The organism is Cronobacter sp. 153480017-3, assembly GCF_053627815.1.
Genome location: NZ_JBSEYN010000006.1, coordinates 61,281 through 78,742, shown reverse-complemented (window position 1 = coordinate 78,742; position 17,462 = coordinate 61,281). Strand labels below are relative to the sequence as shown.

Sequence of the window (17,462 nt, the reverse complement as noted above, 5' to 3'; positions counted from 1 at the left end):
GAAACATCATTGCGATTACCACTACTGGAGGGATTCTATGGAACTTCCCGCTCAGGTTATTGAAACGCTGACCGACTGGATTGATGACAATCTTCATAAGCCGCTGCGCATTGATGATATCGCGCGCCACGCGGGTTATTCGAAATGGCATTTGCAGCGGCTTTTTCACCATCATAAAGGGGAGAGCATCGGGCGTTATATTCGCGAGAAAAAGCTGCGGCTGGCGGCGCAGGACCTGCGTGCCACCAACGACCGCGTGCTGGATATTTCCATGAAATACGGGTTCGATTCTCAGCAAACTTTTACGAGACTCTTCACGCGTAAGTATCGGATGTCGCCAGGCACCTGGCGCAAGCAGGGCGATGCCCCGACTAACCACTGAGCGCGGGCGGTTTGCATAGCGCGCCAGATTCCCTGACAATACGCTTTTGAACCAACCGAAAGCCTCTCATGAAGCATCCTCTTGAAACGCTGATCACCGCTGGTGGCATTTTGCTGCTGGCGTTTCTCTCCTGCCTGCTGCTGCCGGCCCCGAGACTCACGCTGACGCTGGCGCAGCACCTGATGACGATGTTCCATCTGGTCGATCTTAACCAGCTCTACACCATCATCTTCTGCATCTGGTTTTTACTGCTCGGCACGGTGGAGTATTACGTGATTCGCTTTGTGTGGCGGCGATGGTTTTCGCTGGAGCGTGCTTAAGCGCGTACTGGCAGGATATAAAAAAGGCCGCATCGCGCGGCCTTTTGCTTTCTTTTCAGCAGTGATTACTGCTGGCTTGCCTGAATTGCCGTCAGGGCGATGGTGTAGACGATATCGTCAACCAGCGCGCCACGGGACAGGTCGTTAACCGGTTTGCGCATACCCTGCAGCATCGGCCCGATGGAGATCAGGTCGGCAGAGCGCTGTACCGCTTTGTACGTGGTGTTACCGGTGTTCAGATCCGGGAAGATGAACACGGTAGCACGGCCGGCAACCGGTGAGTTCGGCGCTTTGGATTTCGCTACGTCAGCCATAACGGCAGCGTCATACTGCAGCGGGCCGTCGATAACCAGGTCAGGGCGTTTTTCCTGCGCCAGTTTGGTCGCTTCACGCACTTTTTCGACATCGCTGCCCGCACCGGAGTTGCCGGTGGAGTAGGAGAGCATCGCCACGCGCGGTTCGATGCCGAAAGCGGCAGCGGAATCGGCGGACTGGATGGCGATTTCGGCCAGCTGTTCTGCAGTCGGATCCGGGTTGATCGCGCAGTCGCCGTACACATAAACCTGTTCCGGCAGCAGCATGAAGAACACAGAAGAGACCAGCGAGCTGCCCGGTGCCGTTTTGATGAGCTGCAGCGGCGGGCGAATGGTGTTCGCGGTAGTGTGAACCGCGCCTGATACCAGACCGTCCACTTCGTCCTGCTCCAGCATCAGCGTGCCCAGCACCACGTTATCTTCCAGCTGCTCGCGGGCGACCGCTTCGGTCATGCCTTTGTTTTTACGCAGCTCAACCAGACGTGCCACATAGCTTTCGCGTACCACTTCCGGATCGACGATTTCAATGCCAGCGCCCAGTTCAACGCCCTGTGCGGCGGCAACGCGCGCGATTTCATCCGGGTTGCCCAGCAGCACGCAGGTCGCGATGCCGCGCTCGGCGCAGATGGCCGCGGCTTTGACGGTGCGCGGTTCGTCGCCTTCCGGCAGCACGACGCGTTTGCCCGCTTTACGCGCAAGCTCGGTCAGCTGGTAGCGGAACGCTGGCGGCGAGAGACGACGGCTGCGCTCGGAGGCGGCGGTCAGAGAGTCGATCCACTCGGCGTTAACGTGGCTTGCCACATATTCCTGTACTTTTTCGATACGCTCGTGGTCGTCTGCCGGCACTTCCAGATTAAAGCTCTGCAGGCTGAGCGAAGTCTGCCAGGTGTTGGTGTTCACCATGAATACCGGCAGGCCGGTGGCGAAAGCGCGTTCGCACAGCTTGCTGATGCGCTCGTCCATTTCATAGCCGCCGGTCAGCAGGATGGCACCGATTTCCACGCCGTTCATCGCGGCGAGGCAGGCAGCCACTAACACATCAGGGCGATCCGCGGAGGTCACCAGCAGAGAGCCCGGACGGAAATGTTCCAGCATGTGCGGAATGCTGCGCGCGCAGAACGTCACAGACTTCACGCGGCGGGTTTTGATATCGCCTTCGTTAACGATGGTCGCGTTCAGGTGACGGGCCATATCGATAGCGCGGGTGGCGATAAGATCAAAGCTCCACGGCACCGCGCCGAGAACCGGCAGCGGGCTGATGGCCTGCAGATGCTGTGCATCGATATTGATGACTTTCGCTTTCGTGGAGTCATCGAAAATCTCGGAGAGATCCGGGCGCGTGCGGCCCTGCTCGTCCACGGGCGCGTTCAGTTTGTTGACGATAACACCGGTGATGTTGGCGTTTTTGCTGCCGCCGAAGCTGCTGCGCGTCAGCTCGATACGCTCTTTCAGCTGTTCCGGGGTATCGGTGCCCTGAGACATTACAAACACGATTTCCGCGTTCAGGGTCTTCGCGATTTCATAGTTCAGCGACTGAGCGAACTGATGCTTACGGGTCGGCACCAGGCCTTCCACCAGCACCACTTCGGCATCTTTGGTGTTCTCATGGAAGCGAGCAATGATCTCTTCCATCAGCACGTCTTTCTGGTTGCTGGAGAGCAGCGACTCGACGTGGCTCATGCGCAGCGGCTCAGCGGCCGGCAGATTGGTGTTAGCACGCACGATAGTCGTGGTCTGGTCCGGCGTATCGCCGCCAGTACGTGGCTGGGCGATAGGTTTGAAGACGCTCAGACGAACGCCTTTACGTTCCATAGCGCGGATCACGCCGAGGCTGACGCTGGTCAGGCCGACGCTGGTTCCGGTAGGAATAAGCATAATGATACGGGACACGGTTTATCCTCTTTTTTGCAGCCAGCCGCGCGGCTGGCACCACATAAAACAACACCGCCAGCGAGGCTGGCGGTGAGGGATCAGGCGGTCAGGCGGCAGGCGTCCTGCGCGATAACCAGTTCTTCGTTGGTCGGAATGACCATCGCGAGGGTGGTGCCTTCTTTGTTGATGAAGCCGGATTTGCCGAAACGCGCGGCCAGGTTGCGCTCGTGGTCAACCTCGAAGCCCAGCACGCCCAGTTTACCGAGGGAGAGTTCGCGAACCATCGCCGCGTTCTCGCCGATGCCGCCGGTGAAGACGACCGCGTCCAGACGGCCTTCCATCAGCGCGGTGTAAGAGCCGATGTATTTCGCCAGGCGATGGCAGTAAACGTCCATCGCGCGCTTCGCGTCTTCTTTGGTCGCGTAGTTATCTTCAACATAACGGCAGTCGCTGGTGACTTCGGTCAGGCCCAGCAGACCGGACTCTTTGGTCAGCAGTTTGTTGATGTCATCAACGCTCATGCCCAGCGCGTCGTGCAGATGGAAGACGATAGCCGGGTCGATGTCGCCGGAGCGGGTGCCCATAACCAGACCTTCCAGCGGGGTCAGACCCATGGAGGTGTCAACGCATTTGCCGTTGCGGATAGCGGAAACAGAACCGCCGTTGCCCAAGTGGCAAGTGATGATGTTCACTTCTTCCACCGGTTTGTTCAGCATTTTCGCGGCTTCCTGCGTCACGTAGAAGTGGCTGGTGCCGTGTGCGCCATAGCGACGGATGCCGTGTTCTTTGTACAGTTTGTACGGCAGGGCATAGAGGTAAGATTCTTCCGGCATGGTCTGGTGGAACGCGGTGTCGAACACGGCCACGTTTTTATCCGCCAGGTGCGGGAAGGATTTCAGCGCTTCGGCGATACCGATCAGGTGAGCCGGGTTGTGCAGCGGTGCGAAAGAGGCGGAATCTTTGATGCCCTGAATAACAGTCTCATCAATCACAACGGAACTGGTATACTTTTCGCCACCATGCACGATACGATGACCAATCGCGGTCAGCTCTGCAGACAGCTCTGGTTTTTGTGCCAGAATAGTATTAACGATGAAGTTCAGCGCTTCGCTGTGAGCCGCACCGGCGCCAAGCGCCGCTTCGTGTTTGCCGCCGTCCATTTTCCATTTGATACGCGCTTCTGGAAGATGGAAACATTCGGCCAGACCGGACAGGTACTCGTCACCGTTAAGAGCATCGATGATGGCAAATTTCAGTGAGGAGCTACCGCAGTTGAGAACCAGTACTAACTTACTCGACATGGAAGTACCTATTAATGATACGTGGCTAAAAAAACGTCAGTGAGTCTCTCAGCGTAGCGTAAGATGACGCCGACATTTATGATTAACGTCATAGCGAAGCGAGATTCTGCTGTGACGAAGAAATAAACAGAGTTTACGCCATTTTGCGCAAATTTCCGGCGCGAAAGACGGCCTTAAAGATTTGACAGCGCGGGCTTTGCCTTCTACGCCATCGCAGGCGCGCACAGGATAACTGATTGCGACTTGTATTGACAAAATATTTTGAACGTTGTCATAGAGAGTTGTTATCTTGCAGGAAAATTTTATTTTTTATTAATGAAGTTGAGGTAAGGCCATGTCGACACCTGAAAATCGCCCCGTGAGCTTTTTTAGCCTGTTTCGTCGTGGGCAACACTATTCCAAGACCTGGCCGACTGATAAACGCCTGGCACCGGTCTTTATTGAAAACCGCGTAATCCGCGCCACGCGCTTTGCGATACGCATTATGCCGCCCGTCGCCGTATTTACGCTCTGCTGGCAGATTGCGCTCGGCGGCCAGCTGGGGCCTGCCGTCGCTACGGCGCTGTTCGCGCTGAGTATGCCGATGCAGGGCCTGTGGTGGCTTGGCAAACGCTCCGTCACGCCGCTGCCGCCGGGCACGCTGAACTGGTTTTATGAAGTGCGCACGAAATTGCAGGAGGCGGGGCAGGCGCTCGCGCCGGTAGAAGGAAAGCCCGATTATCAGGCGCTGGCCGACACCTTAAAACGTGCGTTTAAGCAACTTGATAAAACTTTTCTTGATGACTTGTAATTGATCAAAAGACGTTTGGGCAAAAAAAGGCAAAGTAAGGGCAGTATCCCACTTTGATCGGGCTTCGCCTGAAACAGGAGCACACCATGGAAATGACCCATGCCCAGCGTCTTATTCTCTCCAACCAGTACAAAATGATGACCCTGCTCGATCCGGAAAATGGCGAGCGCTATCGCCGCCTGCAAACCATTATTGAGCGCGGTTACGGGTTACAGATGCGCGAACTCGACCGCGATTTCGGCGAGCTCAGCGAAGAAACCTGCCGCACCGTCATCGATATCATGGAGATGTATCACGCCCTCCAGGTCTCCAGATCAAATATGAAAGACGGCCAGAGCATTGATGAGCGTCGCGTCACCTTCCTGGGCTTCGATGCGGCGACCGAAGCGCGCTTTCTGGGTTACGTGCGGTTTCTGGTTAATACCGAAGGGCGCTATACCCATTTCGACGCCGGCACGCACGGCTTTAACGCGCAAACCCCGATGTGGGAAAAATACCAGCGGATGCTGAAAGTGTGGCAGGCGTGCCCGCGGCAGTACCATTTGTGCGCCAACGAAATTATGCAAATTATTAACGCCTGACGGGAGAAGGCTGTGGAATGTAAAGGGTTTTTGTTCGATCTTGACGGTACGCTGGTGGACTCTCTGCCCGCCGTTGAACGCGCCTGGTGTCACTGGGCGGATCGCTTTGGCATCGCGCATGACGAAGTGCTGGGCTTTATTCACGGTAAGCAGGCGATCACGTCGCTCCGTCATTTTATGGCGGGGCACAGCGAAGACGAGATCATGGCGGAGTTTCATCGTCTGGAACAAATAGAAGCGAGTGATACCGAAGGCATCGTCGCGCTGCCGGGCGCGCTGGAACTGCTGAACCATTTGAACGAGGCCCGCATTCCCTGGGCTATTGTCACTTCAGGCTCTATGCCCGTTGCCTCCGCGCGTCGTGGTGCTACGGGGCTGCCGGAGCCGGAAGTGTTCGTTACCGCGGAGCGCGTGAAGCGCGGCAAACCAGAGCCGGATGCGTATTTGCTCGGCGCTGAGCTGCTGGGGCTTGCGCCTCACGAGTGTGCTGTCGTGGAAGACGCGCCTGCGGGCATTCTCTCTGGCCTTGCGGCGGGTTGCCCGGTGATTGCCGCTAACCCGCCTGCCGATACGCCGCGTCTTGACGAGGCGGCGCTGGTGATTAAATCCCTTACCGAACTGGTGCTGGAAAAAGGAGCGGACGGCTGGGTCAGCGTTAAAAAGCAGCCGTAACGGCTGTCCGCCCTCAGGCGCTCTCGCGCCACCTTTCTTTGTACGGCGGGTTGCTTCCCGCCGTTTTCGTTTCCTAAGGCCGTGATGACAACACAAGGATACGTTGTGAATGGTGAATTAATCTGGGTGCTGACGCTGTTAGGTGTGGCGGTTTTACTGTTCGCCACCGGGAAAATCCGCATGGACGCCGTGGCGCTGCTGGTGATTGTGGCGTTCATTCTCGGCGGGACGCTGACCGTTAACGAAGCCTTTGCAGGGTTCAGCGATCCCAACGTCATTCTTATCGCCGCGCTGTTTGTGATTGGCGATGGTCTGGTGCGTACCGGCGTTGCCACGAAAATGGGCGCCTGGCTGGTGCAAATGGCGGGCAGCAGCGAAACCCGTATGTTAATCCTTCTGATGCTGACCGTTGCCGGGCTCGGCGCGTTTATGAGTTCCACCGGCGTGGTGGCGATTTTTATTCCGGTGGTAATAAGCGTCTGCGCGCGGATGAAAATTGCGCCGTCGCGGCTGATGATGCCGTTAAGCTTCGCCGGGCTTATCAGCGGTATGATGACGCTGGTGGCGACGCCGCCAAATCTGGTGGTGAACAGCGAACTGCTGCGTGAAGGGCATCCGGGCTTTGGCTTCTTTAGCGTGACGCCCGTAGGCCTGGCAATTCTCGCGCTTGGCATCCTCTATATGCTGGTGATGCGTTTTATGCTCGGCTCTGGTGACAGCCGCGAGAAGCCGCAGGCGTGGAACCGCCGCACCTTCCGCGATTTTATCCGCGATTATCATCTTACGGGGCGGGCGCGCCGCCTCGCCATTCGCCCCGGCTCGCCGCTTATCGGCCATCGCCTTGATGATTTAAAACTCCGTGAGCGCTATGGCGCGAATGTGATAGGCGTTGAGCGCTGGCGTCATTTTCGCCGTGTGATTGTGGATGTGAATGGCGTGACGGAGTTTCGCGCGCGGGATGTGTTGCTGATAGATATTTCCGCGTCTGATATCGATTTGCGTCAGTTCTGCAGCGAGCAGCAACTGGAGCCCATGATCCTGCGCGGCGACTATTTTTCCGATCAGGCGCTGGATGTCGGCATGGCCGAGCTGTCGCTGACGCCCGAAGGAACCATGGTGGGTAAAACGGTGCGCGAACTGAATTTTCGCAGCCGCTACGGGCTGAATGTCGTCGGCATCAAACGCGAAGGGAAAGCCCTGCCGGGCGCGATAGTGGACGAGCCGCTTGAGCTTGGTGATTTACTCTTGGTCGTCGGCACCTGGAAGCTTATCAGCCAGCTCGGGCAGAAAAGCCGCGATGTGGTGGTGCTCAATCTGCCGGTGGAAGAGAGCGATGCTTCACCCGCTCATAGTCAGGCACCGCACGCCATCTTCTGTCTGGTGCTGATGGTGGCGATGATGCTGACGGATGAAATCCCGAACCCCGTCGCCGCGATTATAGCGTGCCTGCTAATGGGCAAGTTTCGCTGCATCAACCCCGAAAGCGCGTGGAAAGCCATTCACTGGCCGAGCATTATTCTTATTGTCGGTATGATGCCATTCGCGCAGGCGTTACAAAAAACTGGCGGGGTGGCGCTGATTGTTGACGGCCTGATGCGCGTCGGCGGCGGCTATGGCCCGCATATGATGCTGGTCTGCCTGTTTGTGATGTGCGCGGTTATTGGACTATTTATTTCCAATACCGCGACGGCCGTATTGATGGCGCCTATTGCGCTGGCGGCCGCGAAAACCATGGGCGTGTCACCGTACCCGTTCGCCATGGGCATCGCGATGGCGGCGTCAGCGGCCTTTATGACGCCAGTGTCCTCGCCGGTCAACACGCTGGTGCTGGGGCCAGGGAATTACCGCTTCAGCGATTTTGTAAAAACCGGCGTGCCGTTCACGCTTATCGTGATGGTGGTCTGCGTACTGTTAATCCCTGTGCTGTTCCCGTTCTGAACCGCTCAGAGCGGGGAGTCCTGGCTGATTTCATCTAAGGAAAGATGGAAGCTCGGCACGAAAACCTGCATGAAATAGTCCATTTCGGCGCTGTGCCGCTGTGCCAGCGTTTTTTCCAGACGGCTTTTGGCGAGCAGAAATTCATTGTTGCCCGCCGAAAGCTCTTCCAGGCATTTCAGGTAGGCGCACAGCGCATCGGCCTGTTTCACCAGCGATTTCTCATCTTCCGTATAGTGATGCTCATCAAGCAGCGGGGCGAAGATGTCCTGTAACTCTTCCGGCACCATCGCGATCAGCTTTTGCTGAGCGATTTTCTCGATGGCCTTATATTCATGGGCTATCTGGGAGTTAAAGTATTTCACCGGCGTGGGTAGATCGCCCGTCAGTACTTCGCTGGCGTCGTGGTACATCGCCAGCAGCGCGATGCGCTCGGGATTCACATTGCCCTGAAATTTCCGGTTTTTAATCACGGCGAGCGCGTGGGCAACCATCGCCACCTGCAGACTGTGTTCAGAGACATTTTCAGTGCGCACGTTGCGCATGAGCGGCCAGCGGTTGATTAACTTCAGGCGGGAAAGGTAGGCGAAAAAATGACTCTGACTCATAAAGATCCCTTGTCTGTGACTGCGACAAAAAACCATTGTGAGGGGAGCGGGGGGAAGATGCAAATCTCCCCCCGAATCGGTTACTGATGATAGCCGGAAAGGAAGCGGCCGAGCTTAGTGATGGCAAGATCGAGTTCGTCGATGCGCGGCAGCGTCACGATACGCACGTGATCCGGCCACGGCCAGTTGAACGCGGTACCCTGAACCAGCAGCACTTTTTCCTGAAGCAGGAAATCGAGCACCATTTTCTGATCGTCGTGAATATTAAATCGTTTTGCGTCGATTTTCGGGAACATATAGAGCGCGCCGCGCGGTTTGACGCAGCTAACGCCCGGAATGTCGTTAATCAGCTCCCACGCACGGTTACGCTGCTCGTAAAGCCGCCCGCCGGGTACGATAAACTCGCTGATGCTCTGATAACCTCCAAGCGCCGTCTGAATGGCATGCTGCGCGGGCACGTTCGCGCACAGGCGCATCGAGGCGAGCATTTCCAGCCCTTCGATATACCCTTTGGCGTGTTTTTTCGGCCCGTTCAGTACCATCCAGCCCTGACGGAAACCCGCCACGCGGTAGGTTTTAGAAAGACCGTTAAAGGTGACGGTAAGCAGATCCGGTGCCAGCGCGGCGATCGAGTGGTGTTGCGCGTCATCGTAGAGGATCTTGTCGTAGATTTCGTCGGCGAAAATGATGAGGTTGTGCTGACGGGCAATCTCAACGATGTCCAGCAGCAGTTCTTTAGAGTAGACCGCGCCGGTCGGGTTGTTCGGGTTGATGATGACAATCCCGCGGGTGCGCGGCGTGATTTTGGCACGAATATCGTCAAGATCCGGGAACCAGTCGGAGGATTCGTCGCAAAGATAATGCACCGCTTTGCCGCCGGAGAGCGACACCGCCGCCGTCCACAGCGGATAATCGGGCGCAGGCACCAGCATTTCGTCACCGGTGTTCAATAATGCCTGCATTGCCTGGACTATCAGTTCTGACACGCCGTTGCCGATATAGATATCTTCGACCGTCACATCGCGCATGTCGCGCGCCTGGTAGTGCTGCATGATAGCTTTGCGGGCGGAGTAGAGCCCTTTAGAGTCGCAGTAGCCCTGCGCGGTGGGCAGGTTGCGGATGACATCGACAAGAATCTCATCTGGCGCGTCAAAGCCAAAAGGCGCCGGGTTGCCGATGTTCAGCTTAAGAACTTTTTGACCTTCCTCTTCAAGGCGTTTGGCCTCTTTAAGCACCGGGCCGCGGATGTCATAGCAGACATTGTCGAGCTTACTGGATTTTTCGATGGACGACATAACGTCAGAACCTTACTTGTTTTGCGCTTCCTGCCATGGAAGCCGATGGCCGACAATTTACTCCTCCCGCTCATGCTTTTAAAGCCTCCTGTGCCGGCCAGGTTCTGCATCAACACTTCATTTGAATGGTGTTAAGTTTTTAATAATTAACTTTTTGTTTTATAAAATATTGTAAAACTGAGTGAGTTGTAATTTTTGTGCTGGTATAAGATTTAACTATGGTTGATGCCACCATCGCTGGAAAATCACAACATTAGCGCGTTAATTAATTCACGCGATATGAAATTTACCCACAGAAATTAGCCAGGCTTTAACCCAACCTTTATTACTGTAAAAAGGCGGCGGTATAACGCGCTTTGTAACAATCTTGTTATATGAAAAGACGGAGAAATTATGAATTATTAAATAATATTAATTATTGGTTCTGACGATGTCTGTAATAGAGTTACGAAAATTTTGAAATTTACTGGCTCGTATAAGTAAAATCGCACGAAGTCTTAAAAAAAGAACAGATTTGCGATATTATAAAGCCGCCTGCGCGAGACGTTTCGCCAGCGCAGCCAGGCCGTAACGCCTCTTGCGGGCAACTGGTTGTTTTTATAGTCATTCAGGACACAAGTCAGGCATAGTTATATACTCTTCTTTTTCTTTTGCCAGAGTATGTTAAGGTCGTGAAGTTGTTGCTTTTCGCCTTAGCCAACGTAGCCAGATTTTTAATTCAAATCACGGGTTCGCTGTGCAGAATATTTGACATAAAGGCACAACGATAACAGAGAAATGCCCCTTTTACTGTTTTAATAACCAGGGGTTTGAATTAGAAAAGCGCATGGCGGTCTTCCGACGCGGGTTGTGTTAGCCCGGAAGCATGCTTCAAAAGGAATTGCTTTCTTTCCTTTACACATAGCAACAGACGGTGCCCGCTGCGTGCGGTTACCTGAAAGTGATAACAATATGATTAACGCAAATCGTCCGATCTTAAACCTCGACCTCGATCTGCTGAGAACGTTTGTCGCAGTCGCCGATCTGAACACGTTTGCCGCCGCGGCGGCAGCGGTATGCCGTACGCAGTCGGCCGTCAGCCAGCAGATGCAGCGCCTGGAGCAACTGGTCGGTAAAGAGCTCTTCGCCCGCCACGGGCGTAATAAGCTTTTAACCGAACACGGCATCCAGTTGTTGGGTTATGCCCGTAAAATTTTGCGCTTCAATGATGAAGCATGCACTTCGCTAATGTATAGCAATCTGCAGGGCGTCCTGACCATTGGCGCTTCTGACGAATCGGCGGATACCATCCTGCCGTATCTTCTCAATCGCATCAGTTCGGTTTATCCGAAGCTGGCGATTGATGTTCGCGTTCAGCGTAACCCGTACATCATCGAGATGCTCAACCAGCAGGAGATTGATCTGGTAGTCACCACGCATCAGCCGGAGAATCTGGACTCGCTGGTACTGCGTACGTCGCCCACGCTCTGGTATTGCGCCGCCGACTACACGTTGCACAAAAATGAAGCGGTGCCGCTGGTGATGCTTGATGAGCCGAGCCCGCATCGTGAAGTGATTATTGAGCAACTGAATGCGGCGAATGTACCGTGGCGTATCTCCTATGTCGCATCAACACTGCCGGCGGTGCGTGCCGCGGTGAAAGCGGGGCTTGGCATCACCGCGCGCCCGGTCGAGATGATGAGCCCGGAGCTACGCGTGCTTGGCGCGTCAGACGGTCTGCCCGTCCTGCCTGAGACGCAATACATGCTGTGTCGCAACGCGAACAGCAAAAACGAAATGGCGGAAATAATCTTCCAGGCGATGGAAAGCCACTATCAGCCGTGGCGTTATACCGCCACGCTTGAAGACGGCGATGATACTCTCCTGATGCAGGGCGATCTGGAGTAATTTCTCTGCTTTTGTTAAAACTGTGTTAATAAAGCCTCTGAAGGTCTCAGGATCTCCAGAGGCTTTTTTTATACACTTTCGAACTCTAAGTGACTGTAATTAGCTCTGATAAAACGCCCTTATCATCCACTGTTCCACTCGCTTCACCCGCTTTTGCGGCTGGTATGCCAGCAGAAAATTTTACTTTTGTTGTTAAAAATTGAGCGATTTTGTTGCCTTTTTCAGTGGTCAATTAACAAAAGCGTGTCTCAGATCAAGAAAATACTCCCGACGAGGGGGAGGAATAGTCAGAAATTCCTGCCAAAATAAGGGGTGTTTATGTCTTCTCACTTTTAACGGACACGATTCACCCGCCGGGCTCCGTAGTCTCGCACGCGGCTCACAGGACGCTTAAAGCATCAAATGTTAAGGGTCTTGGGGAGATGTAAACTAATGTTAGGTTTCTTTTGTTAAAGTTGACAAAAGGTTATAGAAAGGAGTAAAAAACCCCATCAATTTGCTGCTTAAGTAATAATTCCGGCAGTTATTGTACGGTTGATTGTTCCTCCCCTTGAATCGATGTGGCGTTCATCTGCCAGCAAGAGCAGAGGCTTTAGCGCCACTTTTGATGAGTAAGCAATGAGTATGTCAACATCCACTGAAGTTATCGCTCATCACTGGGCGTTCGGTATCTTTCTTATTGTTGCCATTGGCCTGTGTTGTCTGATGCTGGTCGGCGCCTGGTTCCTCGGCGGACGCGCCCGCGCCAGGTACAAAAACACCCCGTTCGAATCGGGGATCGACTCGGTCGGCACCGCCCGCTTACGACTTTCCGCGAAGTTCTACCTGGTAGCGATGTTCTTCGTCATCTTTGACGTGGAAGCGCTTTACCTCTTCGCCTGGTCAACATCAGTTCGTGAAGTCGGCTGGCTCGGCTTTATCGAGGCCGCAATTTTCATTTTAGTGCTACTGGCTGGTCTGGTTTACCTGGTGCGCATCGGCGCGCTGGAGTGGACGCCTTCGCGCTCACGTCGCGAACGTCTTAACACCGAAGAAGCCGGCAGTCTCACTAATCGTCATACGCAGTAACAGCGAGGCAATAAGATGGACTATACGCTCACCCGCATAGATCCCGACGGTGAGAATGACCGTTACCCCCTGCAAAAACAGGAGATTGTGACTGATCCTCTGGAACAGCATGTACACCGCAGCGTCTACATGGGCAAGCTCGAGCATGCCCTGCATGACATGGTGAACTGGGGGCGTAAAAACTCCCTGTGGCCTTACAACTTCGGCCTTTCCTGCTGCTACGTGGAAATGGTGACCTCGTTCACCGCGGTCCATGACGTTGCGCGTTTCGGCGCGGAAGTATTACGTGCTTCCCCGCGTCAGGCAGATTTCATGGTGGTCGCCGGTACGCCGTTTACCAAAATGGCCCCGGTGATTCAGCGTTTGTATGACCAAATGCTGGAACCGAAATGGGTGATTTCCATGGGCGCGTGTGCGAATTCCGGCGGCATGTACGATATTTATTCCGTCGTGCAGGGCGTGGACAAATTCCTGCCCGTGGATGTGTACATCCCAGGCTGCCCGCCGCGCCCGGAAGCGTATATGCAGGCGCTGATGCTGCTGCAGGAATCGATTGGCAAAGAGCGCCGTCCGCTTTCATGGGTGGTTGGCGATCAGGGCGTTTATCGCGCCAACATGCAGTCAGAGCGTGAGCGTAAACGCGGCGAACGTATCGCAGTCACTAACCTGCGTACGCCGGACGAAATTTAATTTGCGCCTGCGGGAGGTCGCTTCTCACGTATACCAATAAACGACAGCGAGAAGCCGCCGCCCGACAGTCATCACAGACCATTGGCAATGGTGAACAATATGACCGATTTAACTGCGCAAGACGCCGTTTTGCCTGTGTGGCAGACCAGGGATCACCTCGACGATCCGGTGATTGGCGAACTGCGTAACCGTTTTGGGCCGGATGCCTTTACCGTTCAGGCCACCCGCACCGGTGTTCCGGTTGTCTGGGTTAAGCGTGAACAATTACTGGAAGTTGGCGAATTTTTACGAAAGCTGCCGAAACCCTACGTCATGCTGTATGACCTGCATGGCATGGATGAGCGCCTTCGCACCCACCGCAACGGTTTACCGGCTGCGGATTTTTCCGTTTTCTACCACCTGCTTTCCATCGATCGCAACCGCGACATCATGCTGAAAGTGGCGCTGTCGGAAAACGACCTCAACGTGCCGACCTTTACCCGCCTTTTCCCGAACGCCAACTGGTATGAGCGTGAAACCTGGGAGATGTTCGGTATTAAGTTCACCGGTCACCCGAACCTGCGCCGCATCATGATGCCGCCGACCTGGGAAGGGCACCCGCTGCGTAAAGACTATCCGGCGCGCGCGACGGAGTTCGATCCGTTTACGCTCACTAAGCAAAAAGAAGAGCTGGAAATGGAAGCGCTGACCTTCAAGCCCGAAGAGTGGGGCATGAAGCGCGGCAACGACACTGAAGATTTCATGTTCCTGAACCTCGGCCCGAACCACCCGTCGGCGCACGGTGCGTTCCGTATCATCCTGCAGCTGGACGGCGAAGAGATCGTCGACTGCGTGCCGGATATCGGTTACCACCACCGCGGCGCGGAGAAAATGGGCGAGCGTCAGTCCTGGCACAGCTACATTCCTTACACCGACCGCGTCGAATACCTCGGCGGCTGCGTAAACGAAATGCCATACGTGCTGGCCGTGGAGAAACTGGCTGGGATTCAGGTGCCGGAGCGCGTGGAAGTCATCCGCGTAATGCTCTCTGAGCTGTTCCGCATCAACAGCCATCTGCTGTACATCTCGACATTTATTCAGGACGTCGGTGCTATGACACCGGTCTTCTTCGCTTTTACCGATCGTCAGAAAATCTACGATCTGGTTGAGGCGATTACCGGTTTCCGTATGCACCCGGCCTGGTTCCGCATTGGCGGCGTCGCGCACGACCTGCCGCGCGGCTGGGATCGTCTGCTGAAAGAGTTCCTGGAGTGGATGCCGAAACGTCTCGACTCTTACGTCAAAGCGGCGCTGAAAAACACCATCCTGAAAGGCCGTTCTCAGGGCGTGGCGGCGTATGACGCCAAAGAAGCGCTGGCATGGGGCACTACTGGCGCAGGCCTTCGCGCTACCGGTATCGATTTCGACGTGCGTAAAGCCCGCCCGTACTCTGGCTATCAGAACTTTGAGTTCGAAGTGCCGGTCGGCGGCGGCATCAGCGACTGCTATACCCGCGTGATGCTGAAAGTCGAAGAAGTGCGCCAGTCACTGCGTATTCTTGAGCAGTGCCTGAAGAACATGCCGGAAGGCCCGTTCAAGGCGGATCACCCGCTGACCACGCCGCCGCCGAAAGAGCGCACGCTGCAACATATCGAAACCCTGATTACCCACTTCCTGCAGGTTTCCTGGGGCCCGGTCATGCCGGCCAACGAATCCTTCCAGATGATTGAGGCAACCAAGGGGATTAACAGTTACTACCTGACCAGCGACGGCAGCACCATGAGCTACCGTACCCGCGTCCGTACACCGAGCTTCCCGCATCTTCAGCAGATCCCGTCGGTGATCCGCGGCAGCCTGGTGTCCGACCTGATTGTCTATCTGGGTAGTATCGATTTTGTAATGTCTGATGTGGATCGCTAACTATGCACGAGAATCAACAACCACAGAACGAGGCTTTTGAGCTGAGTGCGGCAGAGCGTGAGGCGATTGAGCACGAGAAGCACCACTACGAAGACCCGCGTGCGGCGTCCATTGAAGCGCTGAAAATCGTTCAGAAGCAGCGTGGCTGGGTGCCGGACGGCGCTATCTATGCGATAGCGGAAGTCCTGGGCATTCCGGCGAGCGACGTCGAAGGGGTCGCGACCTTCTACAGCCAGATCTTCCGCCAGCCGGTTGGCCGTCACGTGATTCGCTACTGCGACAGCGTGGTGTGCCATATCACTGGCTATCAGGGCATTCAGTCCGCGATTGAAAAACATCTGAGCATCAAACCGGGCCAGACCACGTTTGACGGACGCTTCACCCTGCTGCCGACCTGCTGCCTTGGCAACTGCGACAAAGGGCCGACCATGATGATTGATGAGGACACTCACAGTTATCTGACGCCGGAAGGGATCCCTGAACTTCTGGAGCAGTACAAATGAAACAGATAATTCGTACTGCCGAAACGCATCCGCTGACGTGGCGTATGCGCGACGACAAGCAGCCGGTCTGGCTTGAAGAATACCGCAGCAAAAACGGCTACGAAGGCGCGCGCAAAGCGCTCACCGGCATGGCGCCGGATGAAATCGTCAATGCCGTGAAAGACGCGGGCCTGAAAGGGCGCGGCGGCGCGGGCTTCTCGACCGGTCTGAAATGGAGCCTGATGCCGAAAGACGAATCCATGAACATCCGTTACCTGCTGTGTAACGCCGATGAAATGGAGCCGGGCACCTATAAAGACCGCATGCTGATGGAACAACTGCCGCACCTGCTGGTGGAAGGCATGCTGATCTCCGCGTTCGCGCTGAAAGCGTACCGTGGCTACATCTTCCTGCGCGGTGAGTATATCGAAGCTGCCGAGCGTCTGCGCCGCGCTATCGCGGAAGCGACCGAAGCGGGGCTGCTTGGCAAAAACATTCTCGGTTCAGGGTTCGATTTTGAACTCTTCGTGCATACCGGCGCGGGCCGCTACATCTGCGGTGAAGAGACGGCGCTTATCAACTCGCTGGAAGGCCGTCGCGCCAACCCGCGTTCCAAGCCGCCGTTCCCGGCATCCAGCGGTGTGTGGGGTAAACCGACCTGCGTTAACAACGTAGAAACCCTGTGCAACGTGCCGGCCATTCTCGCTAACGGCGTGGAGTGGTATCAGGGCCTGTCGACCAGCGAAGACAAAGGCACCAAGCTGATGGGCTTCTCCGGGCGCGTGAAAAACCCGGGCGTCTGGGAACTGCCGTTTGGCACCACCGCGCGTGAAATCCTCGAAGAATACGCGGGCGGCATGCGTGACGGCCTGAAATTCAAAGCCTGGCAGCCGGGCGGCGCGGGAACAGACTTCCTGACCGACGCGCATCTCGATCTGCCGATGGAATTCGCCAGCATTGGTAAAGCGGGCAGCCGTCTCGGCACCGCGCTGGCAATGGCCGTCGACCACGAAATCAATATGGTGTCGCTGGTACGTAACCTGGAAGAGTTCTTTGCGCGCGAGTCCTGCGGCTGGTGTACGCCATGCCGTGACGGGCTGCCGTGGAGCGTTAAAATCCTGCGCGCGCTGGAGCGCGGCGAAGGGCAGCCGGGGGATATCGAAACCCTGGAGCAGCTCTGCCGCTTCCTGGGGCCGGGTAAAACGTTCTGCGCCCATGCGCCAGGTGCCGTAGAGCCACTTCAGAGCGCCATTAAATATTTCCGTGACGAATTCGAAGCGGGCATTAAGCAGAGCCCCGGCAACACCCGTGCCATTAATGGTATTCAGCCGAACCTGCTCAAGACGCGCTGGTAAAAGCATTTTGA

General features: G+C 55.6%; 16 protein-coding genes. 12 read left to right on the top strand and 4 right to left on the bottom strand.

The window, feature by feature from the left end; genetic code table 11:
• Positions 1–37: 37 nt before the first annotated feature.
• On the top strand, positions 38–382 hold the full coding sequence (locus tag ACUW6V_RS14290; RefSeq protein ID WP_004387824.1) for a RamA family antibiotic efflux transcriptional regulator: 345 nt from the start codon (positions 38–40) through the stop codon (positions 380–382).
• A gap of 68 nt (positions 383–450) precedes the next feature.
• Positions 451–702, top strand: a complete 252-nt coding sequence (locus ACUW6V_RS14285) for a DUF1158 domain-containing protein (protein ID WP_004387825.1) — start codon at positions 451–453, stop codon at positions 700–702.
• 65 nt (positions 703–767) lie between these two features.
• On the opposite strand, the gene pta is transcribed toward ACUW6V_RS14285, so the two are convergent.
• Both pta and ackA read right to left on the bottom strand, forming a co-directional pair.
• A complete protein-coding gene (gene pta, locus ACUW6V_RS14280; RefSeq protein WP_004387826.1) occupies positions 768–2,906 on the bottom strand; it encodes a phosphate acetyltransferase in 2,139 nt (712 codons plus the stop codon).
• Positions 2,907–2,986: 80 nt separating this feature from the next.
• Positions 2,987–4,189, bottom strand: a complete 1,203-nt coding sequence (gene ackA / locus ACUW6V_RS14275) for an acetate kinase (RefSeq protein WP_032988660.1) — start codon at positions 4,187–4,189, stop codon at positions 2,987–2,989.
• Positions 4,190–4,523: 334 nt separating this feature from the next.
• Here ackA and yfbV point away from each other — a divergent pair, with 334 nt between their 5' ends.
• From yfbV to ACUW6V_RS14255, 4 genes are all read left to right on the top strand, one after another.
• Positions 4,524–4,979 (top strand): terminus macrodomain insulation protein YfbV, encoded by a 456-nt coding sequence (gene yfbV / locus ACUW6V_RS14270; protein ID WP_007869555.1) that lies wholly within the window; start codon positions 4,524–4,526, stop codon positions 4,977–4,979.
• An 86-nt stretch (positions 4,980–5,065) separates the two neighbouring features.
• Positions 5,066–5,560: a YfbU family protein gene (locus ACUW6V_RS14265; protein WP_029039256.1), complete on the top strand. Its 495-nt coding sequence runs from the start codon at positions 5,066–5,068 to the stop codon at positions 5,558–5,560.
• Between the two features lie 12 nt (positions 5,561–5,572).
• On the top strand, positions 5,573–6,232 hold the full coding sequence (locus ACUW6V_RS14260) for a sugar phosphatase (RefSeq protein ID WP_054624158.1): 660 nt from the start codon (positions 5,573–5,575) through the stop codon (positions 6,230–6,232).
• Between the two features lie 105 nt (positions 6,233–6,337).
• On the top strand, positions 6,338–8,170 hold the full coding sequence (locus ACUW6V_RS14255) for an SLC13 family permease (protein WP_454038520.1): 1,833 nt from the start codon (positions 6,338–6,340) through the stop codon (positions 8,168–8,170).
• Between the two features lie 5 nt (positions 8,171–8,175).
• On the opposite strand, the gene yfbR is transcribed toward ACUW6V_RS14255, so the two are convergent.
• On the bottom strand, positions 8,176–8,775 hold the full coding sequence (gene yfbR / locus ACUW6V_RS14250) for a 5'-deoxynucleotidase (RefSeq protein ID WP_007699992.1): 600 nt from the start codon (positions 8,773–8,775) through the stop codon (positions 8,176–8,178).
• A gap of 80 nt (positions 8,776–8,855) precedes the next feature.
• Positions 8,856–10,070, bottom strand: coding sequence for an alanine transaminase AlaA (gene alaA, locus ACUW6V_RS14245; RefSeq protein ID WP_428858359.1), 1,215 nt, complete (start codon positions 10,068–10,070; stop codon positions 8,856–8,858).
• A 951-nt stretch (positions 10,071–11,021) separates the two neighbouring features.
• Here alaA and lrhA point away from each other — a divergent pair.
• The 6 genes from lrhA to nuoF all read left to right on the top strand — a co-directional run bounded on the left by lrhA (position 11,022) and on the right by nuoF (position 17,451).
• Positions 11,022–11,957: a transcriptional regulator LrhA gene (lrhA, locus tag ACUW6V_RS14240; RefSeq protein WP_454038519.1), complete on the top strand. Its 936-nt coding sequence runs from the start codon at positions 11,022–11,024 to the stop codon at positions 11,955–11,957.
• A 618-nt stretch (positions 11,958–12,575) separates the two neighbouring features.
• Positions 12,576–13,025 (top strand): NADH-quinone oxidoreductase subunit NuoA, encoded by a 450-nt coding sequence (gene nuoA / locus ACUW6V_RS14235; RefSeq protein ID WP_007776781.1) that lies wholly within the window; start codon positions 12,576–12,578, stop codon positions 13,023–13,025.
• Positions 13,026–13,040: 15 nt separating this feature from the next.
• Positions 13,041–13,715 (top strand): NuoB/complex I 20 kDa subunit family protein, encoded by a 675-nt coding sequence (locus ACUW6V_RS14230; protein ID WP_004388648.1) that lies wholly within the window; start codon positions 13,041–13,043, stop codon positions 13,713–13,715.
• An 87-nt stretch (positions 13,716–13,802) separates the two neighbouring features.
• Positions 13,803–15,614 (top strand): NADH-quinone oxidoreductase subunit C/D, encoded by a 1,812-nt coding sequence (nuoC, locus tag ACUW6V_RS14225; RefSeq protein WP_454038518.1) that lies wholly within the window; start codon positions 13,803–13,805, stop codon positions 15,612–15,614.
• 2 nt (positions 15,615–15,616) lie between these two features.
• On the top strand, positions 15,617–16,117 hold the full coding sequence (nuoE, locus tag ACUW6V_RS14220; RefSeq protein WP_004388650.1) for an NADH-quinone oxidoreductase subunit NuoE: 501 nt from the start codon (positions 15,617–15,619) through the stop codon (positions 16,115–16,117).
• Positions 16,114–17,451, top strand: coding sequence for an NADH-quinone oxidoreductase subunit NuoF (gene nuoF / locus ACUW6V_RS14215; RefSeq protein WP_004388651.1), 1,338 nt, complete (start codon positions 16,114–16,116; stop codon positions 17,449–17,451). Before nuoE ends, nuoF begins: the two co-directional genes overlap by 4 nt.
• Positions 17,452–17,462: the final 11 nt, after the last annotated feature.

Excerpts from the sequence above, each read along its gene's own strand:
- ACUW6V_RS14290 (WP_004387824.1), top strand. The coding sequence starts at position 38 with ATGGAACTTCCCGCTCAGGTTATTGAAACGCTGACCGACTGGATTGAT.
- ACUW6V_RS14285 (WP_004387825.1), top strand. The coding sequence starts at position 451 with ATGAAGCATCCTCTTGAAACGCTGATCACCGCTGGTGGCATTTTGCTG.
- ackA (WP_032988660.1), bottom strand. The coding sequence starts at position 4,189 with ATGTCGAGTAAGTTAGTACTGGTTCTCAACTGCGGTAGCTCCTCACTG.
- yfbV (WP_007869555.1), top strand. The coding sequence starts at position 4,524 with ATGTCGACACCTGAAAATCGCCCCGTGAGCTTTTTTAGCCTGTTTCGT.
- ACUW6V_RS14265 (WP_029039256.1), top strand. The coding sequence starts at position 5,066 with ATGGAAATGACCCATGCCCAGCGTCTTATTCTCTCCAACCAGTACAAA.
- yfbR (WP_007699992.1), bottom strand. The coding sequence starts at position 8,775 with ATGAGTCAGAGTCATTTTTTCGCCTACCTTTCCCGCCTGAAGTTAATC.
- alaA (WP_428858359.1), bottom strand. The coding sequence starts at position 10,070 with ATGTCGTCCATCGAAAAATCCAGTAAGCTCGACAATGTCTGCTATGAC.
- lrhA (WP_454038519.1), top strand. The coding sequence starts at position 11,022 with ATGATTAACGCAAATCGTCCGATCTTAAACCTCGACCTCGATCTGCTG.
- nuoA (WP_007776781.1), top strand. The coding sequence starts at position 12,576 with ATGAGTATGTCAACATCCACTGAAGTTATCGCTCATCACTGGGCGTTC.
- ACUW6V_RS14230 (WP_004388648.1), top strand. The coding sequence starts at position 13,041 with ATGGACTATACGCTCACCCGCATAGATCCCGACGGTGAGAATGACCGT.
- nuoC (WP_454038518.1), top strand. The coding sequence starts at position 13,803 with ATGGTGAACAATATGACCGATTTAACTGCGCAAGACGCCGTTTTGCCT.
- nuoE (WP_004388650.1), top strand. The coding sequence starts at position 15,617 with ATGCACGAGAATCAACAACCACAGAACGAGGCTTTTGAGCTGAGTGCG.
- nuoF (WP_004388651.1), top strand. The coding sequence starts at position 16,114 with ATGAAACAGATAATTCGTACTGCCGAAACGCATCCGCTGACGTGGCGT.